This is a genomic window from Nocardioides sp. (assembly GCF_030655615.1).
Classification (GTDB): domain Bacteria; phylum Actinomycetota; class Actinomycetes; order Propionibacteriales; family Nocardioidaceae; genus Nocardioides.
This window is the reverse complement of sequence record NZ_JAURVJ010000044.1, coordinates 1-26,031: the sequence shown is the minus strand read 5'-3', so window position 1 is coordinate 26,031 and position 26,031 is coordinate 1. Positions and strand designations below refer to the sequence as shown.

28 protein-coding genes are annotated in these 26,031 nt (G+C 73.6%); 19 read left to right on the top strand and 9 right to left on the bottom strand.

What is annotated here, in order from left to right; translation table 11 throughout:
• Nucleotides 1-37 precede the first annotated feature (37 nt).
• On the bottom strand, nucleotides 38-469 hold the full coding sequence (locus Q7T52_RS03835) for a hypothetical protein (protein ID WP_304799561.1): 432 nt from the start codon (nucleotides 467-469) through the stop codon (nucleotides 38-40).
• A gap of 100 nt (nucleotides 470-569) precedes the next feature.
• On the opposite strand from Q7T52_RS03835, the gene Q7T52_RS03830 reads away from it, so the two are divergent.
• The 5 genes from Q7T52_RS03830 to Q7T52_RS03810 all read left to right on the top strand — a co-directional run bounded on the left by Q7T52_RS03830 (nucleotide 570) and on the right by Q7T52_RS03810 (nucleotide 3,668).
• Nucleotides 570-1,535 (top strand): NADPH:quinone oxidoreductase family protein, encoded by a 966-nt coding sequence (locus Q7T52_RS03830; RefSeq protein ID WP_304799559.1) that lies wholly within the window; start codon nucleotides 570-572, stop codon nucleotides 1,533-1,535.
• Nucleotides 1,522-2,286, top strand: coding sequence for a 2-phosphosulfolactate phosphatase (locus Q7T52_RS03825; protein ID WP_304799557.1), 765 nt, complete (start codon nucleotides 1,522-1,524; stop codon nucleotides 2,284-2,286). The genes Q7T52_RS03830 and Q7T52_RS03825 overlap by 14 nt, the downstream gene beginning before the upstream one ends.
• A gap of 71 nt (nucleotides 2,287-2,357) precedes the next feature.
• The gene (locus Q7T52_RS03820; protein ID WP_304799555.1) at nucleotides 2,358-2,879 is read left to right on the top strand and encodes a DinB family protein; all 522 of its coding nucleotides are present in this window, start codon (nucleotides 2,358-2,360) and stop codon (nucleotides 2,877-2,879) included.
• Nucleotides 2,880-2,919: 40 nt separating this feature from the next.
• A complete protein-coding gene (locus Q7T52_RS03815) occupies nucleotides 2,920-3,087 on the top strand; it encodes a hypothetical protein (protein WP_304799554.1) in 168 nt (55 codons plus the stop codon).
• Nucleotides 3,088-3,092: 5 nt separating this feature from the next.
• On the top strand, nucleotides 3,093-3,668 hold the full coding sequence (locus Q7T52_RS03810; RefSeq protein WP_304799552.1) for a GNAT family N-acetyltransferase: 576 nt from the start codon (nucleotides 3,093-3,095) through the stop codon (nucleotides 3,666-3,668).
• A gap of 2 nt (nucleotides 3,669-3,670) precedes the next feature.
• Here Q7T52_RS03810 and Q7T52_RS03805 read toward each other — a convergent pair whose 3' ends face one another.
• Entirely contained in the window at nucleotides 3,671-3,958 is a 288-nt protein-coding gene (locus tag Q7T52_RS03805) for a putative quinol monooxygenase (protein WP_304799550.1), read from the bottom strand.
• Between the two features lie 46 nt (nucleotides 3,959-4,004).
• Here Q7T52_RS03805 and Q7T52_RS03800 point away from each other — a divergent pair, with 46 nt between their 5' ends.
• The 4 genes from Q7T52_RS03800 to Q7T52_RS03785 all read left to right on the top strand — a co-directional run bounded on the left by Q7T52_RS03800 (nucleotide 4,005) and on the right by Q7T52_RS03785 (nucleotide 8,613).
• Nucleotides 4,005-5,975: a M13 family metallopeptidase gene (locus Q7T52_RS03800; RefSeq protein ID WP_304799548.1), complete on the top strand. Its 1,971-nt coding sequence runs from the start codon at nucleotides 4,005-4,007 to the stop codon at nucleotides 5,973-5,975.
• A gap of 91 nt (nucleotides 5,976-6,066) precedes the next feature.
• Nucleotides 6,067-7,716, top strand: a complete 1,650-nt coding sequence (locus Q7T52_RS03795) for a LuxR family transcriptional regulator (RefSeq protein ID WP_304799546.1) — start codon at nucleotides 6,067-6,069, stop codon at nucleotides 7,714-7,716.
• 28 nt (nucleotides 7,717-7,744) lie between these two features.
• The gene (locus tag Q7T52_RS03790; RefSeq protein ID WP_304799544.1) at nucleotides 7,745-8,290 is read left to right on the top strand and encodes a hypothetical protein; all 546 of its coding nucleotides are present in this window, start codon (nucleotides 7,745-7,747) and stop codon (nucleotides 8,288-8,290) included.
• 29 nt (nucleotides 8,291-8,319) lie between these two features.
• Entirely contained in the window at nucleotides 8,320-8,613 is a 294-nt protein-coding gene (locus Q7T52_RS03785; RefSeq protein ID WP_304799542.1) for a DUF2470 domain-containing protein, read from the top strand.
• A 4-nt stretch (nucleotides 8,614-8,617) separates the two neighbouring features.
• On the opposite strand, the gene Q7T52_RS03780 is transcribed toward Q7T52_RS03785, so the two are convergent.
• Together Q7T52_RS03780 and Q7T52_RS03775 are read right to left on the bottom strand one after the other, a co-directional pair.
• A complete protein-coding gene (locus Q7T52_RS03780; RefSeq protein ID WP_304799541.1) occupies nucleotides 8,618-8,782 on the bottom strand; it encodes a hypothetical protein in 165 nt (54 codons plus the stop codon).
• A gap of 82 nt (nucleotides 8,783-8,864) precedes the next feature.
• Nucleotides 8,865-9,074 (bottom strand): hypothetical protein, encoded by a 210-nt coding sequence (locus Q7T52_RS03775; RefSeq protein WP_304799539.1) that lies wholly within the window; start codon nucleotides 9,072-9,074, stop codon nucleotides 8,865-8,867.
• A gap of 228 nt (nucleotides 9,075-9,302) precedes the next feature.
• Here Q7T52_RS03775 and Q7T52_RS03770 point away from each other — a divergent pair, with 228 nt between their 5' ends.
• The 6 genes from Q7T52_RS03770 (at nucleotide 9,303) to Q7T52_RS03745 (ending at nucleotide 16,028) form a co-directional block, all read left to right on the top strand.
• The gene (locus tag Q7T52_RS03770) at nucleotides 9,303-11,417 is read left to right on the top strand and encodes a RecQ family ATP-dependent DNA helicase (RefSeq protein WP_304799537.1); all 2,115 of its coding nucleotides are present in this window, start codon (nucleotides 9,303-9,305) and stop codon (nucleotides 11,415-11,417) included.
• Nucleotides 11,418-11,442: 25 nt separating this feature from the next.
• Nucleotides 11,443-12,318, top strand: a complete 876-nt coding sequence (locus Q7T52_RS03765; protein WP_304799535.1) for an LLM class flavin-dependent oxidoreductase — start codon at nucleotides 11,443-11,445, stop codon at nucleotides 12,316-12,318.
• 23 nt (nucleotides 12,319-12,341) lie between these two features.
• Nucleotides 12,342-13,292 (top strand): hypothetical protein, encoded by a 951-nt coding sequence (locus tag Q7T52_RS03760; protein WP_304799534.1) that lies wholly within the window; start codon nucleotides 12,342-12,344, stop codon nucleotides 13,290-13,292.
• A gap of 21 nt (nucleotides 13,293-13,313) precedes the next feature.
• Nucleotides 13,314-14,360 carry a hypothetical protein gene (locus Q7T52_RS03755; RefSeq protein WP_304799532.1) on the top strand — a complete coding sequence of 349 codons (1,047 nt, stop codon included), beginning with the start codon at nucleotides 13,314-13,316 and terminating at the stop codon, nucleotides 14,358-14,360.
• An 85-nt stretch (nucleotides 14,361-14,445) separates the two neighbouring features.
• Nucleotides 14,446-15,624 carry an ATP-binding protein gene (locus tag Q7T52_RS03750; RefSeq protein ID WP_304799530.1) on the top strand — a complete coding sequence of 393 codons (1,179 nt, stop codon included), beginning with the start codon at nucleotides 14,446-14,448 and terminating at the stop codon, nucleotides 15,622-15,624.
• A gap of 17 nt (nucleotides 15,625-15,641) precedes the next feature.
• A complete protein-coding gene (locus Q7T52_RS03745) occupies nucleotides 15,642-16,028 on the top strand; it encodes a nuclear transport factor 2 family protein (RefSeq protein WP_304799528.1) in 387 nt (128 codons plus the stop codon).
• A 10-nt stretch (nucleotides 16,029-16,038) separates the two neighbouring features.
• On the opposite strand, the gene Q7T52_RS03740 is transcribed toward Q7T52_RS03745, so the two are convergent.
• The gene (locus Q7T52_RS03740) at nucleotides 16,039-16,467 is read right to left on the bottom strand and encodes a hypothetical protein (RefSeq protein WP_304799527.1); all 429 of its coding nucleotides are present in this window, start codon (nucleotides 16,465-16,467) and stop codon (nucleotides 16,039-16,041) included.
• Nucleotides 16,468-16,616: 149 nt separating this feature from the next.
• Here Q7T52_RS03740 and Q7T52_RS03735 point away from each other — a divergent pair, with 149 nt between their 5' ends.
• A complete protein-coding gene (locus Q7T52_RS03735) occupies nucleotides 16,617-19,400 on the top strand; it encodes a DEAD/DEAH box helicase (protein WP_304799525.1) in 2,784 nt (927 codons plus the stop codon).
• Nucleotides 19,397-20,110: a hypothetical protein gene (locus Q7T52_RS03730; protein ID WP_304799523.1), complete on the top strand. Its 714-nt coding sequence runs from the start codon at nucleotides 19,397-19,399 to the stop codon at nucleotides 20,108-20,110. The genes Q7T52_RS03735 and Q7T52_RS03730 overlap by 4 nt, the downstream gene beginning before the upstream one ends.
• A gap of 34 nt (nucleotides 20,111-20,144) precedes the next feature.
• Here Q7T52_RS03730 and Q7T52_RS03725 read toward each other — a convergent pair whose 3' ends face one another.
• Both Q7T52_RS03725 and Q7T52_RS03720 read right to left on the bottom strand, forming a co-directional pair.
• The gene (locus Q7T52_RS03725) at nucleotides 20,145-20,705 is read right to left on the bottom strand and encodes a TetR/AcrR family transcriptional regulator (RefSeq protein ID WP_304799521.1); all 561 of its coding nucleotides are present in this window, start codon (nucleotides 20,703-20,705) and stop codon (nucleotides 20,145-20,147) included.
• Between the two features lie 19 nt (nucleotides 20,706-20,724).
• Complete coding sequence (locus tag Q7T52_RS03720) at nucleotides 20,725-22,260, bottom strand: MFS transporter (protein ID WP_304799519.1); 1,536 nt, start codon at nucleotides 22,258-22,260, stop codon at nucleotides 20,725-20,727.
• A gap of 185 nt (nucleotides 22,261-22,445) precedes the next feature.
• Between Q7T52_RS03720 and Q7T52_RS03715 the strand changes: the two genes are divergently transcribed.
• Nucleotides 22,446-23,117, top strand: coding sequence for a TetR/AcrR family transcriptional regulator (locus tag Q7T52_RS03715; protein WP_304799517.1), 672 nt, complete (start codon nucleotides 22,446-22,448; stop codon nucleotides 23,115-23,117).
• A gap of 13 nt (nucleotides 23,118-23,130) precedes the next feature.
• On the opposite strand, the gene Q7T52_RS03710 is transcribed toward Q7T52_RS03715, so the two are convergent.
• Both Q7T52_RS03710 and Q7T52_RS03705 read right to left on the bottom strand, forming a co-directional pair.
• A complete protein-coding gene (locus tag Q7T52_RS03710) occupies nucleotides 23,131-24,237 on the bottom strand; it encodes a homoserine O-acetyltransferase (RefSeq protein WP_304799515.1) in 1,107 nt (368 codons plus the stop codon).
• Nucleotides 24,234-25,520 (bottom strand): O-acetylhomoserine aminocarboxypropyltransferase/cysteine synthase family protein, encoded by a 1,287-nt coding sequence (locus tag Q7T52_RS03705; protein WP_304799513.1) that lies wholly within the window; start codon nucleotides 25,518-25,520, stop codon nucleotides 24,234-24,236. The genes Q7T52_RS03710 and Q7T52_RS03705 overlap by 4 nt, the downstream gene beginning before the upstream one ends.
• Nucleotides 25,521-25,634: 114 nt before the next feature.
• On the opposite strand from Q7T52_RS03705, the gene Q7T52_RS03700 reads away from it, so the two are divergent.
• Nucleotides 25,635-26,031, top strand: a 397-nt coding sequence (locus tag Q7T52_RS03700; RefSeq protein ID WP_304799511.1) for a carboxyl transferase domain-containing protein, incomplete at its 3' end; no start/stop codon positions are given.

Here is a 26,031-nt window from a genome sequence, read left to right as displayed (position 1 = left end):
GAGCGACGGCGGCGCCGGTTCGGTCGGCGCGACCCCGTCAGTGCGCGATCCCGCCGACCTCGGCGAGCACCTGGCCGAGCGAGCCCTGCAGGTCGGGGCTGCCGCCTGCGGTGAGCAGCTCGAGCGCCCGCTCGGCCACCAGCGGCACGATCGGGTCGCTGAGGTCGTCGAAGTCGCGGCCCCGGGGCTTGGGCGGCCAGCGGCGGGGCCAGTTGGTGCCGCACCAGTCGTCGAAGTCGAGGGTGGCCCGCAGGGCCCCGAGGACGGCGCCGGGCTCGGCCTTGTCGCCGCCGGCCTTGACGCCGGCTGCGTCGACGAGCTTGCGCGCGACGTCGACCGAGGTGAGGGCACCCACGCGCGCCACGACGACCGAGGCCAGGACGGCGTCGATCTCGAAGGCGTAGCGCGCACGGATGAGGAGCTGCCACGGGATGTTGCCGGCTCCCGGGAAGTCGTCGGCGGTGTACATGGGTGTTCCTCCTGTCGCTGGCCCGACCTGGTGCCGGGCGCCTGTCCGGGAGGAGGGACGAGGGGACCGCCCTGATACGCGGGCCTCTACGTTGGTGGGCATGCGCGCAGTCCAGGTCGTCACGCCCACCGGTCCCGCCGACGTCGTCGTCCGCGAGGTCGACGAGCCCACCCCGGGGGAGGGCGACGTCCTCATCGAGGTGCACCGGGTCGGGGTGAGCTTCCCCGACCTGCTGCTGAGCCGCGGTGAGTACCAGATGAAGCCCGAGATGCCGTTCTCGCTCGGCGTCGACGTCGCCGGCACCGTCGTGAGCGGTCCGGGCTTCGAGCCCGGCCAGCGGGTCGCGGGCGTCGGTGGCTGGGGCGGCGCCCAGGAGCGTGCGGTCGTTCCGGCGATCTTCACGTTCGCGCTGCCCGACACCACGTCCTACGACGAGGGGGCGGCACTGCCGATGAACTACCTCACCGCGGAGTTCGCCCTCCACGAGCGGGGCGGTCTGCAGGCCGGCGAGACCGTGCTGGTGCACGGCGCGGCGGGCGGTCTCGGCACCGCGACGATCCAGGTCGCCAAGGGCATGGGCGCGACGGTCATCGGCGTCGTCAGCACCGAGGCCAAGAAGGCCACCGCGACCGACGCCGGAGCCGATCACGTCGTCCTCCTCGACGGCTTCAAGGACGCGGTCGGGGAGATCACCGGCGGCAACGGTGTCGATGTGGTCGCCGACATCGTCGGCGGCGACGCCTTCACCGACTCGCTGCGCTCGCTCGCGACCCAGGGCCGCGTGCTGGTGCTGGGCTTCGCGTCCGGCGCGGGCATCCCCCAGGTCAAGGTCAACCGGCTGCTGCTCAACAACGTCGACGTCCGCGGCGTCGGCTGGGGCGCGTTCGCCATGACGCGGCCGGGCTACATGCAGGAGCAGTGGGCGCGGCTGGTGCCGATGATCGAGGCCGGCCACGTCAAGCCGCCGATCGGCAGGCTCTACGAGCTCGACGAGTTCGGCCAGGCGCTGGTCGACATGGACGAGCGTCGCACGCTCGGCAAGTCGGTGGTGCGTGTCCGGGACTGACCCCGCCCACGCACAGGCCTCCTGGGCCGTCCGGCTCGAGTGGGGCCCGACCGGGGGCGCCGCGGTGGCGGCCGGCGCCGACGTGGCGGTGGTGGTCGACGTGCTGTCGTTCACCACGACGCTCACGGTCGCGCTCGACCGCGGCATGACCGTCTATCCCTTCGCCTGGAAGGACGCGCGGGCCGAGGCGTACGCCGCCGAGCGCGACGCCGTGCTCGCCGTCGGACGGCTCGAGGCAAGTCAGGGCCAGGCCGGCGTCAGCCTGTCGCCCGCGTCGATGCTCGCGGTCGACGGCGTCGAGCGCGTGGTGCTGCCGTCGCCCAACGGATCGTCGATCGCGTTCGCCCTTGCTGGACTGGGATGTGTCGTGGTCGGCGCCTCGTTGCGCAACGCCGGCGCGGTCGGCTCCTGGCTCCGGCCACAGGTCGAGAGCGGTGCTCGCGTCGCGGTCGTACCGGCGGGGGAGCGGTGGCCCGACGGGTCGTTGCGCCCGTCGGTCGAGGACCTGTGGGGGGCGGGAGCAGTGCTCTCGTCGTTGGACGGCAGTGTCGAGCTGTCGCCCGAGGCGAGGCTGGCGGTGACGGCCCACGCCGCCGCGCGCGACGACCTGCGCGAGGAGCTGGTCGCCTGTGCCAGCGGGGCGGAGCTCGTCGACAAGGGGTTCGCGAGTGACGTGTGGATCGCCGCCGAGTCCGACGTGAGTGACATCGTGCCCGTGCTCGACGGTGAGGCCTTCCACCCCGCACCCTGAGGGTGCACGAGGGTCGTGCGACCGACGCCACCCTCGGGACCCACCGCGGGGTCGTTCACTAAGGTCGACGGATGGAGACCGCCTCGAGCCACGACCCCGCGAGCTTCGCGGCCCCGTTGCGGGAGCAGCTCGAGCTCTTCCTCGACGACCACCGGCGCGACCTCCACGACTGCCTCGACGGCCTGACCGACGACGAGGCCCGCCGCCGGCTGGTCCCGTCCGGCACCACGCTGCTCGGGCTCGTCAAGCACGCGACGTTCGTCGAGCAGGTGTGGTTCGACGAGGCCATCACCCGCCGCTCCCGGGCCGAGATCGGGTGCCCGGAGGGGCCCGAGGAGTCCTTCCGGCTCGACCCCGACGACACGATCGACTCGGTCCGGGCCGCCTACCGCGAGGCCTGCGCGGCCTCGCGGGCCGCGGCCGCACCCCTCGGGGTGGACGACCTGGTCGAGGGCAACCGCCGCGGACCGCTGCCGGTGCGCTGGGTCTACCTCCACGTCCTGCGCGAGCTGGCGCAGCACTGCGGCCACGCCGACATCCTGCGCGAGCAGGTCCTGGCCGCACGCGACGCCGCCGCCGGTGCGCAGAGGTGACCTACGATCCCGACATGTCACCTCTCAGCACGACCGCCCGATGAGTCTCCTCGTCGCGTTCTTCGCCGGGCTGGCCGTGCTGGTCCTGCTCTTCGTCGTGGTCATCCTGCTGGCCGGCTTCCGTCCCCAGCGCGGCAGCCGCGCGGCGCGCTCGCGGTTCCGCGGCAACGGTGGCGTCGGCGACGGCAGCGGCGGTACGACGCCCTGACCGTCATGCCGCCGCTGACCACCCCGACCCTGACCACGGCCCGGCTTCGGCTGCGGCCCTTCGTCGGCACGGACGCGGAGGCCCTCTTCGCGCTGCACCGCGACGCGGAGGTGCTCCGCTACTGGGACGCACCGCCCTGGGAGGACCCGATCCGCGCCGACGGCTTCCTCGCGAGGTGCGAGCAGTTGGCGGAGGAGGGCAGTGGTGTGCGCGTGGCCATCGACCGGGCCTCCGACGGGTCGTTCGTGGGGTGGTGCAGCCTGAGCCGGTGGAACCCGGACTTCCGCAGCGCTGCCCTGGGCTACTGCCTCGGCGGGACGGCGTGGGGCCGCGGCTTCGCGACCGAGGCCGCGCACGCCGTCGTGCAGTGGGCGTTCGACACGCTCGACCTCAACCGGGTCCAGGCCGAGACCGACACGCGCAACGCGGCGTCGGCCCGGGTGCTGGAGAAGCTCGGGTTCGTGCTCGAGGGGACGTTGCGCGAGGACTGCATCGTCGAGGGCGACGTGTCCGACTCGTGGGTCTACGGCCTCCTCCGGCGCGAGTGGACGGCGGCGGCCACCCCCGCCGAGGTCGGCTGAGCTCAGACCTCGCCCAGCACGTGGATCGCGATCTCGCCCGCCAGCAGCGGACCCGCGACCTCGAAGGCCTTGGCGACGTGGGGCTGGGTCATGTGGGCGTCGAGGTCGGACTGCGCCTCCCACTCCTCGACGGTGACGAAGGTGCCGGGCACGCTGGTCGACGCGAAGACGTCGTAGCGCAGGCACCCGGCGTCGGAGCGGGAGGAGGCGGCGAGCTCGGCGAGGGCCGGGCCGGCCTCGTCGGCACGGGCGGGGTCGATCGGGATGGTGGCCACGACGTTGAGGGTCATGCCAGGGACCCTAAGCCCCCGCGCACCACCCGGATAGGGTCGCGAGGTGAGCATCCTCGATGACGCCCGCGAGGGCATGGACCTCGGCATCCGCCCCCAGGACGACCTGTTCGGCCACGTCAACGGACGGTGGCTCGACACGGTCGAGATCCCCAACGACCGGTCGAGCTGGGGACCGTTCATCCAGCTGGCCGACGCGGCGGAGGCTCAGGTCCAGACGATCATCGAGGACCTCGCGGCGCAGCCGGTCGACCCCGACGACCCGGGCAACCCCGACGCCGAGGACGCCCGCAAGATCGGCGACCTCTTCGCATCGTTCATGGACACCGAGGCGATCGCCGCCCGCGGCACCGAGACGCTGCGGCCGCTCGTCGACGCGGTCGGCGGACTGCGCGACACCCGCGACCTGGCGGCGTTCCTCGGCGAGTTCGAGCGCATCGGCGGCCACGGCATCTTCGGGATGTACATCGACAACGACGACAAGAACTCCGACCGCTACCTCACCAACCTCTACCAGGGCGGTCTCGGGCTGCCCGACGAGTCCTACTACCGCGACGACAAGTTCGCCGACAAGCGGACGGCCTACGTCGACTACCTCACCCGGCTGCTCGCCCTCGGACGCCACGAGAACGCCCCCGAGGCGGCCGCGACCGTCCTCGGCATCGACACCCGGATCGCCGCCGGCCACTGGGAGCGCGCCGAGACGCGCGACGTGCAGAAGACCTACAACCTGATGACCTACGACGAGCTGGTGGCGCTGTGCCCCCAGTTCGACTGGGACGCCTACGTGCGCAACCTCGGCGGCAGCCGCGACACGATCGCCGAGGTCTGCGTGCGGCAGCCGTCGTTCTTCGCGCACCTGTCGACGGTGCTCGAGGAGGTGCCGATCGAGGACTGGAAGGCCTGGCTGCTCAGCCACGTGCTGCGCTCGGCAGCGGCCTACCTGACCGACGACTTCGTCGAGACCAACTTCGACTTCTACGGCCGCACCCTCAACGGCACCCCCGAGCTGCGGGCCCGCTGGAAGCGCGGCGTGGGCTTCGTCGAGGGCGCGATGGGCGAGGCGGTCGGCAAGCAGTACGTCGCCCGCCACTTCCCGCCGACCAGCAAGGCGCTGATGGACGAGCTCGTCGCCGACCTGCTCGAGGCCTACCGCCAGTCCATCGCCACGCTCGACTGGATGACCGACGACACCAAGGCCCGCGCCTACGACAAGCTCTCGACCTTCCGGCCCAAGATCGGCTACCCCGAGAAGTTCCGCGACTACTCCGCGCTGCCCGTCGACCGCGGCGACCTGCTCGGCAACGTCTACGCCGCCTCCGCGTTCGAGACCGACCGCCAGCTCGGCAAGATCGGCTCGCCGGTCGACCGCGACGAGTGGTTCATGCTGCCGCAGACCGTCAACGCCTACTACAACCCCGGCACCAACGAGATCTGCTTCCCGGCCGGCATCCTGCAGAAGCCGTTCTTCGCCCCCGACGCCGAGCCGGCCGAGAACTACGGCGGCATCGGCGCCGTCATCGGCCACGAGATCGGCCACGGGTTCGACGACCAGGGTGCGCAGTACGACGGCCACGGCAACCTCAACGACTGGTGGACCCCCGACGACAAGGCGGCCTTCGAGCTGAAGTCCAAGGCGCTCGTCGAGCAGTACGACGCCTTCGAGCCGCGGGCCCTCCCCGGCGAGCAGGTCAACGGCTCCCTCACCGTCGGCGAGAACATCGGCGACCTCGGCGGGCTGACCATCGCCCTCAAGGCCTTCGCGATCAACCGCGCGCGGCACGCCGAGGAGGTCACCCAGGAGGGCCGCGCGACGCTGTTCCTCAACTGGGCCTTCGTCTGGCGCACCAAGCGGCGCAAGGAGCAGGAGCAGCAGTACCTCACCGTCGACCCGCACAGCCCGCCGGAGTTCCGCGCCAACATCGTGCGCAACCTCGACGAGTTCCACGAGGTCTTCGGCACCGTCGAGGGCGACGGGCTGTGGCTCGACCCGGCCGAGCGGGTTCGGATCTGGTGAGCGTCAGCGGGCGCTGACGCATCCGCGCCCGCCCCCGCCGCGCCTCGGTGATCCGACCACGTCAGGGCCACGACGAAGTAGCGTGGAGCCGGTGGACGCCACGCGCCGGGAGGCCGCGCTCTCGGGGCTGCTGGACCGTGTCGTCGCGAGCACGGTGGTCCAGGGCACGCCGGCCGAGGGCACGTGGCCCGGCGAGGCCAGCTCCGACCCGGTCTGGGACGCGGCCCTCGAGGCGCTCCGGCACACCTTCGCCTCGCGCTGGGACTCGGCGCGGACCCTCGCGTCCGCGCTGCCCGCGCCGGACGCCGACGACGACGCCGCCCGCTGGTTGCACCGGGGCGTCGTCGTCTGGGCGGCCGCGGGCGACCCGGCGCCGACGAGCGACCTGGCGCTCGTCCCCGTCCTCGACGACCTGCCCGACGTGACCACCCCGCTCGGCCGCTTCGCCGCGCACCTGCTGGTCGAGGGTGTCCTCGCCCATGCCCGCCTCGACCTCGCCGCCGCGCTCGTCGAGGCGCTCGGCGACGGCCTGTGGACCTGGCTGGTGCTGGACGGTCGGGCCCACCCGTTCGGGGCGATGGTTCAGCTGTGCCGGGTGCGCGTGCTCGCGTTCCGCGGCGAGCTCGCAGCCGCCGACGCCGTGCTCACGACCGTCCCGCCGGCCCCGCCCGGCGCGATCGCCGCCCTGCTCGCCGCCACGGCCTGCCTGGTGCGCGGCAACCAGGCCGACCCCGCCGACGTACGCCGGCTGGTCGCCGTGGTCGACCGCAACGCGCCGGTCGCGGTCGACCACCTGACCGCCGGCTCGCAGATGCTCGCGTCGTTCGGCCTGATCGCGCTCGGGGACGTCATCGAGGCCGCCCGCCGGGTGCTCCTCGCCGGCGGTGATGCGGGCCTCACCCACCTCGACGTCGTCGACCGCGCGCTGGGCCTGGAGATGCTCGTCGTGCTCGCCCTCGCCGCCGACGACCTCGACGCGGCGTGGGCGTGGGCCGACCAGGCCGTGCCGCTGCTGTCGTCACCGATCGCCGACTCGACCGTGGCCCGGCTGCTCAGCCGTCTCGCGCTGGCGGAGGACCGTGTCGACGACGCGGTCGCGTGGGGCGAGCGCGCGGTGGCGCGCGCGCGGCAGGTCGACCGGGTCATCGAGTACGCCGAGGGCGAGATCGTCCTCAACCGGGCCCGCATCCTGCAGCGCGGCGAGGGCGGGCTGGTCGCGGCCGTGCGCGCGCTCGAGGCCATGGTCGCCTCTGCCGAGGAGCGCGGTCACCGCGCCGCCCGTCGCTCGGCGTCGCGCGAGCTGCGCCCGATCGGGGTGCGGCTGCGACCGCTGGCCGGGAGCGGCTGGGCGGGCCTGTCGACGCGCGAGGCCGAGGTGGCCCGGCTGGTCGCCGAGGGGTCGTCCAACCGCGAGATCGCCACGCGCCTCCACGTCTCCGAGCACACCGTGCGCGCGCACGTGTCGCGGGTCCTCGCGGCGTTCGGCGTCGCGACCCGCGCCGCCCTGCCGGCAGTGGTGGGCGTCGCCCCAGGGGAGGCCGGGTCACGGCCGGCCCTCACCCCGCGGCAGGCCGAGGTCGCCCAGCTCGTGGCCGACGGCCTCTCCAACCGCACCATCAGCGACCGGCTCGGGCTGTCGCCGCGCACGGTCGAGAAGCACGTCGGCGACATCCTCATGCGCTGGGACCTGGCGGGCCGGACGGCCATCGCGCGGGAGGTCAGCGCCCGCCGCGCCGGCTGAGCTTGGACCATCGTGTAATCATGATTACATGATTACAAACGAGACGCAGGAACGGGTGCGCGGCTGGTTCGCCGGTCGCCTCCCGCAGGAGTGGACCACGGTGGCGCCCCGGGTGAGCACCGACCGCGAGGAGGTCGTCGTCGTGCTGACGATCGACGACGTGGCCCTGTCGGCCGAGGGCGCGGAGGTGTCGGAGGCCGAGCGCGCCGAGGCGCGGGCCGGCCGGGCCCGGGCCTTCCGCGAGGAGACCCGTGACGCGCGGGTCGCCATCGCGCGGGAGGCCGAGCACCGCTTCGAGCGCAAGGTGTCGTGGGGCGTGGTCGTCGGCTCCGCGGACGACGGCCAGGAGGAGCTGTGGACCCACGTGTCCGCACCCGTGATGACGCGGCTGCGCCAGCCGCAGCGGCTGGTGCTCGACACGCTGGTCGACGCGGGCGTGGCCAAGTCGCGCTCGGAGGCCCTCGCCTGGTGCGTGCGGCTGGTCGGTCAGCACGAGGACGACTGGCTCGCCGAGCTGCGCACGGCCATGGAGTCCGTGGCCGACGTGCGGCGCAAGGGTCCGGCCGCCTCGTAGCCCCTCGTAGCCCCTCGTAGCCTGGGGGCGTGACCGACTTCGACCCTGCCGTGGTGGCCGCCGTCCTGGCCCACATGAACGACGACCACCGCGACGACAACCTGCGCATCGTGCAGGCGTTCGGCCGCCCGCAGGCGACCGGCGCGGAGATGGTCGGCCTCGACGAGCACGGCGGCGTCTGGTGGGTCGACGTCGTCGACGAGGGCGGTGGCGACGGCTCCGAGCTGCGCGTGGCCTGGCCGGCCGGCCCGATCAGCGAGCGGACCGAGATCCGTCGCGAGGTCGTCGCCCTCCACGAGGAGGCCGTGCGCCGCCTCTCCTGACGGGTCAGTCGACGACGACGGCCAGCACCGGGCGCCGGTGCTCGGCGCGGGTGCGCAGGCCGCCGCGTCGACGTACGGCGTTGGTCACGAAGACCACCTGCTCGTCGGAGGCGTCGGCGACCGAGAGGTCGCGCAGGGTCAGGGACGGGGCGGGGGCGGTGCGCTTCATGGCGGTTCCTTCGTGGTCCGGGACGGTGATCACGAGGAGGAGTCCGCACCCCCCGGGCCTGATACGGCGCGGGACGAGAAGGTCAGCGCACGACCGCGGCGAGCACCGGTCGACGGTGCTGCTCGGCGCGGGTGCGCAGTCCGCCGCGACGGCGTACGGCGTTGGTCACGAAGACGACCTGGTCGCGCTCGGCGAGCGGGGCGACCGGGCTGGGCAGCGGGGCGAGCACGGGGGCGGGAGCGGGCAGCTCGTGGAGCGTCACGGTGGTGCGGGACGAAGACTTCTGGCGCATGGCGGTCACTGTCCTCACGGGTATTTCGGAAACCTGGGGGAATCCTGTTCGGGGCCTGACCGGTCTGGACCGGTCGCGGGCCGCGGGCGCGGCGGTGCAGCGTGCGGCCTGATGCCCCCTGGCGGGAGGCTAGGACGGCTCCCGTCGCACGGCATGGGGGTTCCGGCTACATCACGGGCCCTGTGGAGGGCGCGGGCGCCTGTCGGCGCCCGCTGGTAGACAGGCGGCATGTCCACCACCTCCACCGCCGACGGCGAGCTCACCGCCACCCGCGAGGCCGCCGAGGCCCACCTGCGTGCGCTGGTGGGTCGCGACGACGCCGTCCTGCGCGACGACCAGTGGACGGCGATCGAGGCACTGGCCGTCGGCCGGCGTCGGGCGCTGGTGGTGCAGAAGACCGGCTGGGGCAAGTCGGCGGTCTACTTCGTCGCGACGCTGCTGCTGCGCGCCCAGGGCGCCGGTCCCACGGTGATCGTCTCGCCCCTGCTCGCCCTGATGCGCAACCAGATCGCGGCGGCCGAGCGGGCCGGCATCCGCGCGGTGACCATCAACTCGACCAACCTCGAGCAGTGGGACGAGACCCACCGCGCGATCGCGGCGGGCGAGGTCGACGTCCTGCTCGTGAGCCCGGAGCGCCTCAACAACCCGGGCTTCCGCGACGAGGTGCTGCCGCGCCTCGCGGCGACGTGCGGCCTGCTGGTGGTCGACGAGGCCCACTGCATCAGCGACTGGGGCCACGACTTCCGCCCCGACTACCGCCGCATCCGCACCCTGCTCGGTGAGCTCCCCGACGGCATCCCGGTGCTCGCGACGACGGCGACGGCCAACGCGCGGGTCACCTCCGACGTCGCCGAGCAGCTCGGCACCGACACCCTGGTGCTGCGCGGCTCGCTCGACCGCGAGTCGCTGCGGCTGGGGGTGGTCCGGCTCAAGACCGCCCAGCAGCGGCTCGCGTGGCTGGCCGACCACCTCGCCGAGCAGCCCGGCTCGGGCATCGTCTACTGCCTCACCGTCGCCGCGACCCACGAGGTCGCCGACTACCTCCGCTCGCGCGGCCACGAGGTCGCGGCCTACTCCGGTCAGACCGAGACCACCGAGCGGATGGCGCTCGAGGAGGCGCTGATCACCGGCAAGGTCAAGGCGCTCGTCGCGACCAGCGCGCTGGGCATGGGCTTCGACGCGACGCTCGGGTTCGTGGTCAACCTCGGGGCGCCGCAGTCACCGGTCGCCTACTACCAGCAGGTCGGCCGCGCCGGCCGCGGCGTGCCGGCCGACCCCGGCGCGACCGTGGTCCTGCTCCCGGCGCTCGAGGACCGCGACATCTGGGCCTACTTCGGCTCGCTGTCGTTCCCGTCCGAGCCGCTGGTGCGCCAGACGCTCGAGGTGATGGGCGACGAGGGCCGGATGATGTCGACCGCCGCCCTCGAGACCCGGGTCGAGCTCAGCCGCAACCGGCTCGAGCAGATGCTCAAGGTGCTCGACGTCGACGGCGCCGTACGCCGGGTCCGCGGCGGCTGGGAGGCCACCGGCCAGCCGTGGTCCTACGACGAGGAGCGCTACCGGCGGGTGCGCGAGGCGCGCGAGCGCGAGCAGCAGGCGATGCTCGACTACCTCGCCACCACGGAGTGCCGGATGCGCTACCTGCGCGAGCAGCTCGACGACCCGGGCGCCGTCGACTGCGGGCGCTGCGACAACTGCGGAGGGCTCGCGCTCGACGCGACCGTCTCCGACGCGGCGGTCGCCGAGGCGGGCGACCGGCTGTCGCGGCCCGGCGTCCCCGTCGAGCCGCGCAAGATGTGGCCGACCGGCCTCGCCGCCATGGGCATCGAGCTCAAGGGCAAGATCTCTGCCGGCGCCTCCGAGGGCCGCGCGGTGGCCCGGCTCACCGACCTCGGCCACGGCCAGGCGTTGCGCGACCTGTTCCGTCCGGGCGCCGGCGACGGACCGGTGCCGCCGGGCCTGGCGCGGGCCCTGGTCGAGGTGCTGATGGACTGGCGGCCGCAGGTCGACGGCATCGTGGTGGTCGAGTCGGTGACCCGGGGCGGCCTGACCGACGACCTCGGGCGCAACCTGTCCACCTTCCTGAAGAAGCCGCTGCTCGGCCGCTACGCCGTGGTCGACCCCGACATCGAGCCCGGTCGCGGCGCGATGAACTCCGCCCAGCGGGTCTCCGCCGTCGGTCGCCGCTTCGCGCTCGAGCTCGACGAGCCGGTCGAGGGTCGTTCGGTGCTGCTCGTCGACGACCTGTCGGCCACGGGGTGGACCCTGACCCGCGCCGCGGTGTCGCTCCGGTCACGGGGGGCGACCGAGGTGCTGCCGCTCGTGCTGGGCGTCGAGCGTTGAGAGCGGCCCGTCCTAAGGTCGGAGCATGCGCTTCGGCATCACGATCCTGACCGACCTCCCCTGGGCCGACGCCCGCCCGCGCTGGCAGGCGGCCGAGGAGCTGGGTTTCGACCACGCCTGGACCTACGACCACCTGGTGTGGGGCGGACTCCCCGAGTCGCCGTGGACGACGGCGACGCCGGTGCTGGGCGCCGCGGCCCAGGTGACGTCGCGGATCGGGCTCGGCACGTTGGTCGTCTCGCCCAACTTCCGTCATCCCTACCTGCTGCTCCGCGACGCCCAGGCGCTCGAGGACCTCAGTGACGGCCGGTTCCTGCTGGGTGTCGGCACCGGCGGCAACCTCGACGCCACCGTGCTCGACCTGCCCGAGCTCACCGTCCGCGAGCGCGTCGACCGGTTCCAGGAGTTCACCGAGACGCTCGTCGCGCTGCGCGACGGCGACCACGTGACCCGCGAGGGACGGTGGTTCTCGACGTCCGACGCGCGCACCCTGCCCCCGCTGCGTCGTACGCCTCTGCTCGTCGCGGCCAACGGCCCACGCTCGCTGCGCTTCGCCGCCCGGGTCGGCGACGGCTGGGTGACGACCGGGCCGACGGTCGAGACCGACGAGGAGTGGTGGGCCGGACTCGCGGCGGCCACGGCGACCTTCGACGAGGCGCTGGCCACGGCCGGCCGCGGGCCGACGCCGCGCTACCTGCTCACCGACGCCGCGCCCCACATCGACCGGAGCGGCCGGTTCGCGCTGACCAGCCGCGGCTACTTCGAGGAGGTCGCGGGCCGGGCGGCCGAGCTGGGGTTCACCGACCTGGTCACCCACTGGCCGCGCCCGGACGAGCCCTACGCCGGCGACGTGGCGGTGCTCGAGGAGGTCGCGCGCGAGGTGCTGCCCGGCCTGCGCTGAGGCGACGCCCCTACTGTCCGGGCATGACCGCCGCCCGCACGACCCGCACGACCAGCACGTCCGGCACGACCGGTCGCCGCACGACGAGCGCGAGCACTGCTCTCGGTGCCGCCCTGCTGTCCGCGGCGGTCGCGGTCTCGGCCAGCCGGGCCCGCACCAACGCCTCGGGCGACCTCGACCCGACGGTCTACGGCGTCGGCGTCGCGGCTGCCTTGGTGCTGCTCTACGGCTTCGGCGCCCGTGCCCTGGTCCGCGACCCCGACGTCCTCGCGGCGGCGGCTCCCTGGCCGCTCGCCCTCGGGTCCCTGGCCGCCGGCCTCGTCGTGGCGGTCGGGCTCGACGGCGGCACCGCCACGGCCTACGTCGCGGGCGCGGTGGTGCTGGCGCTGGGGGCGGCGTCGTACGCCCTGGTCCCGAGCGCCCCGCCGGCGGTGGCCGCGGTCGCGGGTGCGTTCGTGGTCTACGTCCAGGGGTTCGAGGACAGCTTCAGCGACGCGACGCTCAACACGAGCCTCGTCCCGATCGCGCTCGCCGTCGTGGTCTTCGTGGTGCCGGTGACGGCGGTCGCGTGGGTGCTCCCGCCCGCGCGGACCACGGTCGCGGTCGTCGTGGGGGCGGGAGCGGTCGCCACCTACACCGGCGTCGTCGCGCTCGTGGCGTTCACGCGGCAGTTCCAGCGCGTCGACCTCGACGCCGGGGACGGCCTGGTCCCGGTCAGCCATGCCGACGACGTCTACCTGACGCTCGCGCTGGCGGCGGTGCTGATGGCGGGCTGGACGGTCCTCGGCCACCTCACCGACAGCGCCGGCTTTCGGGTGCTCGTGGTGGCGATGGCGGTCACCCTGCTCCCGGTCGCGCTCGCCGCGCTGGCCGTGGACCACCCGACGACCTTGGCGCTCGCGGCGGGTGTGCTCGGGGCGGTCGTCCTCGTCGTGACCGGGGTCCGGGCCCGGACGGCCCGGTCGGGTGACTAGAACACGTTCTACGGTGGCGGCATGACCCTGCGCGTGATCCAGTGGACGACCGGAAACATCGGACGGCGCTCCCTCGCCGCCATCATCGCCCGCCCCGACCTCGAGCTGGTCGGTGTCTACGCCCACGGCCCCGGCAAGGTCGGCAAGGACGCCGCCGAGCTCTGCGGGCTCCTCGAGGAGCGCGGGCCGACCGGCGTCGTCGCGACCAACGACGTCGCCGCGCTCGTCGCGCTGGGGGCCGACGCCTGCTGCTACAACCCGCTGTGGCCCGACGTCGACGACCTGGTCGCGCTGCTCGAGAGCGGCGTCAACGTCTGCTCCAGCGCAGCCTGGATCACCGGCGGCAAGCAGACCCCCGAGGACCGGGCCCGGATCGAGGAGGCCTGCGAGACCGGTCGGTCGTCGATCTTCGGGTCGGGCGCCCACCCCGGCATGACCAACCTCGTCGGCATGGTCCTCAGCGGGTCGTGCGAACGCGTCGACGAGATCCGGATCACCGAGTCGGTCGACTGCTCGACGTACGAGTCGGCCGGCACGCAGACCGCCATGGGCTTCTCGCAGCCCCCGGACACCCCCGGCCTGGCCGAGTCGGTGCGCCGCGAGAGCGAGGTCTTCGCCGAGTCGGCCGCGATGATGGCCGACGCCCTCGGGGTGACGCTCGACCGGCTCACGTTCGACGTCGAGTTCACCGCCGCCACCGGCGACACCGACCTCGGGTTCATGCAGATCCCGGCCGGCACCGTGGGCGGCGTGATGGGCTACCACCGCGGCTGGGTCGGCGACCGCAACGTCGTGTCGGTGGGCTTCAACTGGACGATGGGCGAGCACGTCACCCCGCCCAAGCCGCTGGCGCACGGCCACGTCATCCAGGTGTTCGGGGTGCCCAACATGCGCACCGTCATCCACTGCCTGCCGCCGAAGGACTGGCCGGAGGGGTTCATGGACCTCGGCATGATCTACACCGCCATGCCGGTCACCAACGCCGTCCCGTCGGTCGTCGCCGCCCGCCCCGGCATCGTCACCCTCGCCGACCTGCCCCCGATCACCGGCCGCGTCGCCCTGCACTGACGCCGACCCGTCGTAGATCGACGACGGGTCAGCGGGGATCGGCCTTATGATTCCTTATGAACGACGACTTTCATAAGGAATCATCATGCTGCCGAGTCCCTACACCCCGGGTGAGACCCCCACCGTGCTGGTCGGGCGCGAGGAACAGCTCGAGAGGGCGCGGGCCGACCTGTCGATGATGGCGACCTACGGCCGGTTCCTCGGCCGGGTGCAGGTCGACATCGGCTCCCGCGGGGTCGGCAAGACCTCGCTGCTCAAGGCCGTCCGCGACGCCGCGGCGCAGTCCGGAGCCGTCGTCGTCTGGGTCACCGCGCGCGGCGACGAGAGCCTGGTGGCGGGGCTGACCCACGGGCTGCTCCGCGCGCTCGAGGGGCTCGGCGTCGACGTGGGACCGCGGACGCCGCTGCGCGAGCGGTTCCAGAGCGTGAGCCTCGAGCTGGGCGCCCTCGGGGCGAGCGCCGGGGTCGAGGTCGACGTGCAGCCGCGTCGTACGCCGGGCTCGGGCGCCGCCTCGACCGCGTTCGCCGAGCTGGTGTCGGCCGCCGCGATCGCCGCGCGCGAGCGCGGGTCGGCCGGGGTCGCCCTGCTCGTCGACGAGGTCCAGGCAGCCCCGCGTGAGGACCTGCGCACCCTGGCCTACGCCTGGCAGGAGCTGCAGCAGTCGACGCCCGAGCCGCCGGCCGTCGTCTTCGCGGTCGGCCTGCCCAACGCCCCGGACGTGCTCACCGCGGCCGTCACGTTCAGCGAGCGCTTCGCCTTCCGCACCCTGCAGCGGCTGTCGGCCGTCGACGCCGCCGAGGTGCTCGAGGGTCCGGCCCGCGCCCACCGGGTCACGTGGGAGCCGGAGCTCGCGGCCGAGGTCGTGCGGATCGCCGACGGCTACCCCTACTTCCTCCAGCTCTACGCCGACGCGCTGTGGCGCGTGGTCGGTCCCGACGAGGGCGCGGTGCTGCCGCTCGACGCGCTCGACCGGGCCCGTCCGCTCGTCGCCGACGAGCTCGACACCATGTTCCGCGCCCGGTGGTCGAAGGCCGCGCCCGGTGAGCGCCGCCTCCTCGTCGCCCTGGCCGAGCTCACCGACGACCGGGAGAGCCCGGTGCGCCGGGGCGCGATCGCCGATCGGATGGGTGTCACCAGCAACGACCTCAGCGAGCCGCGGCGCAGCCTGCTCGACAAGGGCCTGGTCGAGGCCGCCGACAGGGGCACCCTCCGCTTCACCGTGCCGGGGTTCGCGGCGTTCGTCCGCGCCGAGAGCGCCGGCTGAGGGGCAGGATGGCGAGCATGCCGCTCACGACCGCCGACAGGCTCGCGCTGCACGAGCTCGTCGCCCTGCACGGGCACCTCGCCGACCAGCGCCGCACCGACGACCTGCACCTGCTGCTGACGTCCGACGCGGAGTACGACGTCACGGCCTACGGCCTGGGCGTCGTGCGGGGGCTGCCCGACATCACCGACCTCTTCACGGCGGCGCCGGGCGACCAGCCTGCGGGCCACCACGTCACCAACGTGGTGGTCACCGAGGCCGCCGATGGCACGGTGACGGTGCTCTCGAAGGGCTTGTCGGTGATGGCCGACGGGGCCGCCGGCACCGTGACCTACGAGGACGAGGTCGTCCTCACGCCCGGGGGCTGGCGCATCAGCCGCCGGCGCGTCGTACCTGCCCGGTGACCCCGGGGAGTCAGGCGGCGCCGGACAGCGCGTCGTAGGGCAGCGGCAGGAGGTCGACGTCGGTCGCCAGGTGGACCACCTCGGTCCGGACCCCGGCGGCCCGGCAGGCCCTGACCAGGCCGTTGGCCCAGGCGCGGTCGAGGTCGGTGACGGTCGCCCCGCCGGGCCGGGTCAGCAGGAAGGCCCAGCGGCCACCGGGGGCGACGTCGTCTACGAGGGTGCCGGCGAGCTCGGCGAACCCGGCCAGCACCTCGGGCTCGGGCGGCCGGTGGCAGTCCTCGACCTCGGTGAGCTGGGGGAGGGGGCGGTCGTCGGCGTCGAGCAGCATCATCCAGACACTGCTGCGGGAGAAGCCGAGCGGCTCCATGAGGTGGCGCCAGGCGTGCTCGAGGTCGGCCTGGGTGCGGATGGACGGGCGGAAGGGTTCCGAGAGAGTCATGCCGACCAGCGTGAACCAGTTCCCCGGTCGCTGCTGGCGTCCTCCACAGGCCTCTCCGGGCCTGTGGACAGCGCGGCGTCGCGGTGGGCGGAACTCGCTGTCGGTGCCGCCCGTTACGGTCGTGAGGTCCACCCAGCCGAAGGAGGCCCGTGAGCTTCGTCCCGGTCACCGGCACCGCGACCTTCCGCGCGGCCGACCCGCCGCGCGACAGCGTCGTGGAGTTCAGCGACGACCGCCGCACCGTCGCGCTGCCGATGCGAGCGGCGCTCCCGGTCCTCACCAGGGCGCGCGGTCGCGACGACGTCCATCCCAGCGTGGGGCTGCTGTCGGGCGCGGTGCTGCTCGGGATGCGCCTGGTCGCCGACGGCAAGTTCGAGCCGGGCGACGGCGCCTGGCGCATCTCACCGCTCGACGCCCGCGACACCGAGCGGGTCTCGCTGCTGGCCGGCTCGCGCGCCCACGACGACCTCGACGCCGCGAACGCCACGGCCCTGGTGCGCCAGGTGCTCGACGCCATCGCCGACACCATGCCGCGTCACCCGCCCGCCACCGCCAACGCCACCGCCACCGCCACCGCCCGTCGTACGCCGAGCGCGCCGGGCCGCGCGTCCGTCCGCGCGCCGGTGCCGACCACCGACTTCACCGAGCGGCTCCAGGCGCGGATCGCCCGCCACCGCACGGTCGCCGCGGCCGCCGACCTGCCCCAGCTGGTGCGCATCTCGCTGCGGGTCGAGGCCGACGAGGAGGAGCTGGTCGCGGGCTCGGTGCGGGTCGTGCTGCAGGTCCACGACGAGCAGGACCCCCTCCACCTCTGCGACGCTGCGGTGCTCTTCACCACCGACCACGAGACCCACGGCTTCGGCGACCGCGCGCGCACCCATGCGAGCATCGCCCTGCGTTCGGCGGCCGAGGCCTGGCCAGCGCTCGACCGGCTGCTGGCGCTGCGGGTGCCCGACGAGATCACCCTCGACACCGACGAGCTGGTCAGCCTCCTCGACGGCGGTGTCGCGGCGCTCGGCGAGCGCGGGGTCGACGTGCTCTGGCCGCGCGCGCTGGGTCGCGACCTCACCTCCAGCGCCGTCCTCGACGCCGCCCCCGCCACCCGGCGGGCCGGCGGCACCCAGCGCGAGGAGCCGCTCAACCAGCCGCTGCTGTCGACCGAGACGCTCTTCAGCTTCAAGTGGCAGCTCGCGCTCCACGGCGACCCGCTCACCGACCACGAGATGGACCAGCTCGCCACGGCCGCCTCGCCGGTGCTCAAGCTCCGCGGCGCCTGGACCGTCGTCGACCCGGCCACCGCGCGACGGGCGCGCAAGCGGCTGATCCGCACCGTCAAGCCGGTGCAGGCCATCGCCGCCGCGCTCACCGGCGTGGTCGAGGTCGAGCCCGACACGGACACCTCGGTGGTCGTCGGGGCGTCGCTGCTCACGATGCGCGAGCGCCTGCTCACCGCCGCCACCCGCGAGCCGGTCGACGCGCCGGCCGGCCTCCACGCCCACCTGCGCGACTACCAGCGCCACGGCCTCACCTGGCTGGCCGACCTCACGGCCCTCGGGCTCGGTGCGTGCCTGGCCGACGACATGGGCCTCGGCAAGACCGTCACCCTCATCTCGCTCCACCTCCACCGCGTCGAGGCGGGCGCGACCGGCCCGACGCTGGTCGTCTGCCCGGCCAGCCTCCTCGGCAACTGGGAGGCCGAGGTCCACCGGTTCGCGCCCGGGGTCGAGACGCGCCGCTTCCACGGCACCCAGCGCGACCTCGAGGGCGCCACCGGGTTCGTGCTGACCACCTACGGCACGATGCGCGTCGGCGCCGAGGACCTCGCCCGGGTCCCGTGGGACCTGGTCGTCGCCGACGAGGCCCAGCACGTCAAGAACCCCGCGTCGTCCACGGCCCGCAAGCTGCGCACCATCCCCAGCACCGCCCGCGTCGCCCTCACCGGCACCCCGGTCGAGAACAACCTGACCGAGCTGTGGGCCATCCTCGACTGGGCGACACCCGGCCTGCTCGGCAGCCGCAACGCCTTCCGCAAGGTCTGGGCCGGGCCGATCGAGTCGGGTCTCGAGCCGACCAAGGCGCGCCAGTTCGCCGACCTGGTCGGACCGTTCCTGCTGCGCCGCCGCAAGTCCGACCCCGGCATCGCCCCCGAGCTGCCGCCCAAGACCGAGACCGACCACCCGCTGACCCTGACCCGCGAGCAGGTCGTGCTCTACGAGGCGTTCGTCCGCGACACGATGGAGCGCATCGAGCGCGCCGACGACGACACCCGCCGCGGCATGGTGCTCGCTCTCCTCACCGGCCTCAAGCAGATCTGCAACCACCCGGCGCAGTTCCTCAAGCAGTCCGGCGCCGTCCGCCTCGCCGGCCGCTCGGAGAAGCTCGACCTGCTCGACGAGCTCGTCTCGACCGCCGTCGCCGAAGGCGGCTCCGTCCTCGTCTTCACCCAGTACGTCGCTCTCGGCCGCCTGCTCGAGTCCCACCTCGACCGGGCCGGCGTCACCCACCAGTTCCTCCACGGCGGCACGCCCGTGCGTGACCGCGAGGCGATGGTCGCGCGCTTCCAGGCCGGCGACGTGCCGGTCTTCCTGCTCTCGCTCAAGGCCGGCGGCACCGGCCTCAACCTCACCCGCGCCGACCACGTCGTCCACGTCGACCGGTGGTGGAACCCCGCCGTCGAGGAGCAGGCCACCGACCGGGCCTACCGGATCGGCCAGACCCGTCCGGTCCAGGTGCACCGGATGATCATGCGCGGCACCGTCGAGGAGAAGGTCGCCGAGCTGCTCAGCCGCAAGCGCGCGCTGGCCGACGCCGTCCTCGGCCGCGGCGAGGCCGCGCTGACCGAGCTGAGCAACGACGACCTGCGCGACCTGGTGGAGCTCCGCGGACCCGACCGACAGCCCGACCGACAGCCCGACCGACAGCTCGACCGATGACCGGGTCGACCGTGGCCTCTCATCCGCCGGTCGCCGCCCGTCGCGGCACCGCGCGGGCCTCCACCTGGTGGGGCAAGGCGTGGGTGCGCGCCGTCGAGGAGGCCGCCTACGCCGAGAGCGACCTGCGCCGGGGCCGCTCCCTCGCCCGCGCCGGTGCCGTCGGGGGCATCTCGATCACCGCCGGCCGGATGGTGGCCGCGGTCGCCGACGACCAGGGCGGCGGCCGTGACCACGGCCTGTTCACGGTCGACTGCCGGCTGCCCGTGCTCGACGACGAGGGCCGCTCGGCCGTCGTCGAGGTCGTCGCCGCCGAGGCGGGTCGCATCGGGTCCCTGCTCGCCGGCCAGCTGCCGCACACCCTGGTCGAGCACGCCGACGAGGCCGGCGTCGAGCTGCTGCCCTTCGGCACCGAGCTCGAGACCTCCTGCACCTGCGTCGGCTGGCTCGACCCCTGTCCCCACGCGCTCGCCGTGCTCTCCCAGGTCGCGTGGCTGGTCGACGCCGACCCGCTGGTGCTGCTCCACCTGCGCGGCCTGCCGCGCGACGACCTGCTCGCCCGGCTGCACGCCCGCACCGTCCCGGCGGCCGAGCCGGCCGACGACCTCGACGGCGCCGCCCTCGACACCGCCGTCGACGCGGCCGCCCGGGCCGCACGGCTGCTTGCGACCCTCGCCGGCGACGACGAGGCGCACATCGACCACCTGCTCTGACCTGTCTCGACCCTGTCTCGACCCGCTGCCCTCGTCAGCCGAGCAGGGCGCGCATCGCCATGGCGACCAGGAGGTCGTGCATCGCCCCGTCGGGCAGCTTCCCGCTGTGCGGCGTGGAGTTGATCAGCCCGAACGTCGCGTGCGCCTGCGCCCGGGCCTCGTCGCGACCGCGCGTGGGGTCGACGAGGCGCAGCTGGGCGGCCCACAGGTCGACGTACTCGCGCTGCAGCCAGCGCACCTCCTCCCGCGCGGCGTCCGGCAGCGACGACCAGTCGCGGTCCTGGACGACGATCAGCGCCTGGTCACGCAGCGCGAAGTCGACGTGCCAGTCGACGAGCGCGGCGACGGCCTCCCGTGGCCCGGCCGCCGCGGTGACGCGGTCGCGACCGACGGCGAGCAGGCGCTCGCTGATGCCGATCAGCATCTCGGCGAGCACGGCGTCCTTGGAGGCGAAGTGCTTGTAGAGCGCCGGCCCCGAGATCCCGCAGGCGGTGCCGAGCTCGGCGACCGAGACCCCGTGGAACCCACGCGCCGCGAATAGCCCGGCGGCGGTGGCCAGGATCTGTTCGCGGCGGGTGAGCACGGCCTCGGTCACCGTCCCAGGTTAGCGATCGTTAACGCGTCGAGGGGACCGTCTCGGCGGGCTCGACGAGCTCGCCCTCGGCGACCGGGTCGTAGCGGGTGCCGGGGAGCGCGACCGCCGCGACCGCTGCGGCGACCAGGCAGAGCAGCCCGATGACCACGCAGCCGGCCGACAGCCCGTCGAGGAAGGCCGCGTTCATCGCGTCGGTGACGCCGGGCACCCGGGCGGCCAGCGCGTCGGAGAAGCCGACGGAGTCGCGGGCCCGCTCGAGGGTGGAGGAGTCGACCCGGCCGTCCAGGAGCGCGGCGAGGCGGTCGCCGTACAGGGAGGCGAACAGCGACCCGACCACGGCGACCCCGAGGGTGCCGCCGAGCTCGCGCGTCGCGTCGTTGACGGCCGAGCCGACCCCGGCTCGGGCGGGCGGGAGGACCTGCAGGATCGACTCGGTCGCGGGGGTGCTGACCAGGCCGATGCCCAGGCCCATCAGCACCATCTGCGGGACGATCGTCGTCGCGTAGGAGACGTCGACCTCGAGGAACGAGATCCAGAGGAACGACGAGCCCAGCAGGGCCAGCCCGGTGGTGACGACGACCTTGGTCCCGATGCGCGGGGCGAGCTGCCCGCCGGCGACGGAGGCGATCGCGATCGCCAGCGCCACCGGGAGGATGCGCAGCCCGGTGCCGAGCGCCGAGTAGTCACGCACGAACTGGAAGAACTGCGTGATCAGGAAGATGAAGCCGAAGAGCGCGAAGAACGCGACGGTGACCGCGCCGCTCGCCGCGCTGAAGCGGCGGTCGAGGAACAGCGTCACGTCGAGCATCGGCTGCTCGACGGCGCGCTCGATCGTCACGAACGCGGCGACGAGCGCGGCGGCGACGGCGAAGCCGGCGAGGGTGGTGATGCTGGTCCAGCCGTGCTCGGGGGCCTCGATGATCGTCCAGGTCAGGGTGCCGAGGGCGGCGATCGAGACGAGCAGGCCGGGGCGGTCGAGGCCGGGGACGGACGGGTCGCGCGACTCGGGCACGAAGGCCAGCGTCATGCCGATCGCGACCAGGCCGACCGGGACGAGCGCCCAGAAGACGCTGTGCCAGGTGAAGTGCTCGAGCAGCAGGCCACCGGTGACCGGGCCGAGGGCCACGCCCACGCCGACCGCGGCGCCCCAGATGCCGAGGGCGGTCGCGCGCTCGCGCCGCTCGGGGAAGGCGTTGGCGATGATCGACAGGGTGGTCGGGAAGATCAGCGCGGCGCTCACGCCCATGACGAACCGCAGCGCGATCAGCGCCTCGACACTGTCGACGAGCGCGGCCGCGCCGCTGGCGGCCGCGAAGGCGCCGAGACCGATGACGAGCGACGGACGCCGGCCGAACCGGTCGGACAGGCTGCCCATCGCCAGCACCAGCGCCGCGAAGGCCAGGTTGTAGCCGTCGACGACCCAGAGCAGGTCGCGGGTGCCCGCGTCCAGCTCGCGAGCCAGGCTCGGCAGCGCGACGTTGACGATGGTGGTGTCGAGGTTGATGGTGAGCGCCGCCAGGCAGACGGTCGCCAGGATCATCGGTTTGCGCGACATCGGCCGCTCCCTTGCTCGGGTGAATGTTGCTGCTGTCAACATCGAGCATGCCGGGTGATGTGGGCGGTGTCAACATCTTCGGCGGACGGGGGTGGAGCCGGGTCTGCCCGGGTTGGCGCCGGGGGACAGGTCGTCGGACGATCGGCGATGTGTACGCCGACAACATCGCGGCCTATCGTCGGAGCGTGACGGCGACCCGCTACCACCACGGCAACCTCCGCGAGGCCCTCGCGGACGCCGCTGTCGACGCGGCCCGCGAGCACGGCCCCGACGGCCTCGCCGTCCGTGAGCTCGCCCGCCGCGTCGGGGTGTCGCACAACGCGGCCTACCGACACTTCGCCGACCGTGATGCCCTCGTCGACGTCGTCGCCGGGCGGGCGCTCACCGGTCTGGTCGAGGCCATGGAGCGCCGGCTGGCCCGGGTCGACGAGACCGACCCGGTCCTGCGTGCCCGGCGGCGTCTGATCGAGCTGGGCGCGGGCTACGTCGACTACGCGCTCGCCGAGCCCGGCCTGTTCCGGGTCCTCTTCACGGCCTACCCCGAGGTCCCCGGGCTCGACGACAAGCCCGAGGGGGAGGACGCCGACCCGTTCGCGATGCTCAACGCCGCTCTCGACGACCTGGTCGACGTGGGCTATCTCGACCCGGCGTCGCGACCGGGGGCCGAGATCGGCTGCTGGTCGGCCGTCCACGGCTTCGCCGTCCTCAACATCGAGGGCCCCCTCCGCGCCATGCCCGCCGACGAGCGCGAGGCCACCCTGCAGGCCATGCTCGCCCACATCGACCTGGCCTACGGGCGGGGCCAGGGGGCTGAACGACGAAGTCGCGCAGTTCAGGGCCCACAGGACGCGTCCTAGCGGGTCGAACCGTTCAACTTCGTGGTGCGCCACCCAGGAACGCCCGCACCTCGTCGTGGTAGCCGGGCGGGTCGAGGAGGAACGAGTCGTGGCCCCAGGGGGAGGCGACCTCGACGTGGCGGGAGTCGGCGCCGGCGGCGTCGAGGTGCTCGTGCGTACGCCGGGAGTGGGCGGTCGGGAAGCGCCAGTCGGTGTCGAAGGAGACGTGCAGGAAGCGGGTGCCGCCGGACCCCGCCCGCGCGGCCGCACCCGCGTCGGCGAACGGGTCGAAGTAGTCCATCACCCGGGTCAGGTAGAGGTAGGACAGCGCGTCGAAGCGGGCGAGGAAGACCTCGGCCTGGTGGTCGAGGTAGGCCTCGACCTGGAAGTCGGTCTCGTGCTGGGGCGGACCGTCGGGGGCAGAGGCCACCCGGGCGCGGCCGAACTTGGCCTCGAGCGACTCCTCCGACACGTAGGTGATGTGGGCCATCCGCCGGGCGACGGCGAGCCCGCGGTCGGGCCGACGTCCGGTGCCGGCGTAGGCGCCGCCCTGGAAGTCGGGGTCGTGGAGGATGGCGTCACGCGCGACCGCCGAGAACGCGATGTTCTGCGCCGTCAGCCGGGACGACGCCGCGACGAGCAGCGCCCGGTCGATCGCCCCCGGGTCGTCGACCGCCCACTGCAGCACCTGCATCCCGCCGAGCGAGCCGCCGACGGCGGCGTGGAGACGGGTGATCCCGAGGTGGGCGAGCAGCCGGCGGTGCACCGACACCAGGTCGTGCACCGTGAAGAGCGGGAAGGTCAGCCCCCAGGGCCGACCCGTCGTCGGGTCGACAGACGACGGCCCGGTCGTGCCGCGGCAACCGCCGAGGAGGTTGGGGCAGATGACGAAGAACCGGTCGGTGTCGACGGGCCGCCCCGGCCCGACGAGCGACTCCCACCACCCGCCCTCGCCGGCGGCGTGGGCGTCGCCGGTGAGCGCGTGGCAGACGAAGACCGCGTTGTCACGCTCGGGGGAGAGACGACCCCAGGTCTCGTAGGCGACCTCGACGTGGTCGAGCCGGGCCCCGTGCTCGAGCCGCAGCGGGTCGTCCTCGGTGGCGAGGACGACCCGCTGCGCGGGCAGGGGCGCCAGGGTCACTTGCTGGCGGCCAGCGCCTGCTCGAGGTCGGCGACCAGGTCCTCGACGTGCTCGATGCCGATCGAGAGCCGCACCATGTCCTCCGGCACGCCGGCCGCCTCGAGCTCCTCGGGCGTGAGCTGCGAGTGGGTCGTCGTGGCGTTGTGGATGGCCAGCGACTTGGCGTCGCCGATGTTGGCGAGGTGGGAGAAGAGCTCGAGCGCCTCGATGAACCTCGTGCCGCCGGTCCGTCCCGACTTGAGGCCGAAGCTGACGAGCCCGCCGTACCCGCGACCGGTGAGGATGCGGTCGGCGACCTCCTTGTAGGGGCTGTCGGACAGCCCGGGATAGCTCACCCAGGAGACCTCGGAGTGGTTCGACAGGTACTCCGCGACCGTCAGGGCGTTGGCGCTGTGGCGCTCCATGCGCAGGTGGAGCGTCTCGAGGCCCTGCAGGAACAGCCACGAGTTCATCGGCGTGATGGCCGCGCCGGTGTTGCGCAGCAGCACCGTCCGCGCCCGGATGATGTAGGCGAGGTTGCCGACGGCCTCGGTCCAGACGACGCCGTGGTAGGCCGCGTCGGGCCCGGTCAGGCCGGGGAACCGCTCGGCGTGCGCGGCCCAGTCGAAGTTGCCGGAGTCGACGATGATGCCGCCGATCGAGGTGCCGTGGCCGCCGATGTACTTGGTCGCGGAGTGCACCGCGACGTCGGCGCCGTGGTCGAAGACCCGGGCCAGGAAGGGCGTCGGCGCGGTGTTGTCGACGATCAGCGGCAGGCCCTGGGCGTGGGCGGCGTCGGCCCACGCGCGGATGTCGACGACGTTGATCTTGGGGTTGCCGATGGTCTCGGCGAAGACGAGCCGGGTGCGGTCGTCGACGTGGGCGGCCAGGCCGGCCGGGTCCTCGGGGTCGACGAACCGCACCGTGATGCCGAACTGCGGCAGGGTGTGGGCGAAGAGCGCATAGGTGCCGCCGTAGAGCGTCGAGAGTGCGACGATGTTGTCGCCCGTGCCGGCGAGGTTGAGGACGGCGTAGGTCGTCGCGGCCGACCCGGACGCCGTCGCCAGCGAGCCGACGCCGCCCTCGAGCTGGGTGATCCGCTCCTCGAAGACCGACTGGGTCGGGTTCATGATGCGCGTGTAGATGTTGCCCGGCACGGCCAGCGAGAACAGGTTGGCGGCGTGCTCGGTGTCGTCGAAGACGTAGGACGTCGTCTGGTAGATCGGCACGGCCCGGGCGTTGGTCGTCGGGTCCGCCTCCTCCTGTCCGGCGTGGACGGTGAGGGTCTCGGGGCGGTAGGTCATGGGCGGCACTCCTGTGGGCTCGGGGTAGTCAACCTAAAGTAGATCGACAAACCCGACAATGTCTCCGGGGGCCGATCGATGGACGGGTTGGTTAACGATCGCTAACCTGACGAGGTGTCCGACCTCAGAGAGCTCGTCGACGACCTGCGCGAGCGGCTGGCCGTCGTACGACGCGGCGGCAGCGACGCCGCCCGCACCAAGCACACCGACCGCGGCAAGCTGCTGGTGCGCGACCGCGTCGACCGGCTCCTCGACCCCGGCAGCCCGTTCCTCGAGCTGAGCCCGCTCGCCGCGACCGAGATGTACGGCGGGGGCGTCCCGGCCGCGGGCGTCGTCACCGGCATCGGCCGCGTCCACGGGCGCGAGGTGGTCGTGGTGGCCAACGACGCGACGGTCAAGGGCGGCACCTACTACCCGATGACGGTCAAGAAGCACCTGCGCGCGCAGGCCGTCGCGGCGGAGAACCGGCTGCCGTGCGTCTACCTCGTCGACTCCGGCGGCGCGTTCCTGC

What these genes read in the sequence shown, in the direction of transcription:
- Q7T52_RS03835 (WP_304799561.1), bottom strand. Translation starts at nt 469, where the DNA reads ATGTACACCGCCGACGACTTCCCGGGAGCCGGCAACATCCCGTGGCAG.
- Q7T52_RS03830 (WP_304799559.1), top strand. Translation starts at nt 570, where the DNA reads ATGCGCGCAGTCCAGGTCGTCACGCCCACCGGTCCCGCCGACGTCGTC.
- Q7T52_RS03820 (WP_304799555.1), top strand. Translation starts at nt 2,358, where the DNA reads ATGGAGACCGCCTCGAGCCACGACCCCGCGAGCTTCGCGGCCCCGTTG.
- Q7T52_RS03815 (WP_304799554.1), top strand. Translation starts at nt 2,920, where the DNA reads ATGAGTCTCCTCGTCGCGTTCTTCGCCGGGCTGGCCGTGCTGGTCCTG.
- Q7T52_RS03810 (WP_304799552.1), top strand. Translation starts at nt 3,093, where the DNA reads ATGCCGCCGCTGACCACCCCGACCCTGACCACGGCCCGGCTTCGGCTG.
- Q7T52_RS03805 (WP_304799550.1), bottom strand. Translation starts at nt 3,958, where the DNA reads ATGACCCTCAACGTCGTGGCCACCATCCCGATCGACCCCGCCCGTGCC.
- Q7T52_RS03790 (WP_304799544.1), top strand. Translation starts at nt 7,745, where the DNA reads ATGATTACAAACGAGACGCAGGAACGGGTGCGCGGCTGGTTCGCCGGT.
- Q7T52_RS03780 (WP_304799541.1), bottom strand. Translation starts at nt 8,782, where the DNA reads ATGAAGCGCACCGCCCCCGCCCCGTCCCTGACCCTGCGCGACCTCTCG.
- Q7T52_RS03775 (WP_304799539.1), bottom strand. Translation starts at nt 9,074, where the DNA reads ATGCGCCAGAAGTCTTCGTCCCGCACCACCGTGACGCTCCACGAGCTG.
- Q7T52_RS03770 (WP_304799537.1), top strand. Translation starts at nt 9,303, where the DNA reads ATGTCCACCACCTCCACCGCCGACGGCGAGCTCACCGCCACCCGCGAG.
- Q7T52_RS03765 (WP_304799535.1), top strand. Translation starts at nt 11,443, where the DNA reads ATGCGCTTCGGCATCACGATCCTGACCGACCTCCCCTGGGCCGACGCC.
- Q7T52_RS03760 (WP_304799534.1), top strand. Translation starts at nt 12,342, where the DNA reads ATGACCGCCGCCCGCACGACCCGCACGACCAGCACGTCCGGCACGACC.
- Q7T52_RS03755 (WP_304799532.1), top strand. Translation starts at nt 13,314, where the DNA reads ATGACCCTGCGCGTGATCCAGTGGACGACCGGAAACATCGGACGGCGC.
- Q7T52_RS03750 (WP_304799530.1), top strand. Translation starts at nt 14,446, where the DNA reads ATGCTGCCGAGTCCCTACACCCCGGGTGAGACCCCCACCGTGCTGGTC.
- Q7T52_RS03745 (WP_304799528.1), top strand. Translation starts at nt 15,642, where the DNA reads ATGCCGCTCACGACCGCCGACAGGCTCGCGCTGCACGAGCTCGTCGCC.
- Q7T52_RS03740 (WP_304799527.1), bottom strand. Translation starts at nt 16,467, where the DNA reads ATGACTCTCTCGGAACCCTTCCGCCCGTCCATCCGCACCCAGGCCGAC.
- Q7T52_RS03730 (WP_304799523.1), top strand. Translation starts at nt 19,397, where the DNA reads ATGACCGGGTCGACCGTGGCCTCTCATCCGCCGGTCGCCGCCCGTCGC.
- Q7T52_RS03720 (WP_304799519.1), bottom strand. Translation starts at nt 22,260, where the DNA reads ATGTCGCGCAAACCGATGATCCTGGCGACCGTCTGCCTGGCGGCGCTC.
- Q7T52_RS03705 (WP_304799513.1), bottom strand. Translation starts at nt 25,520, where the DNA reads ATGACCTACCGCCCCGAGACCCTCACCGTCCACGCCGGACAGGAGGAG.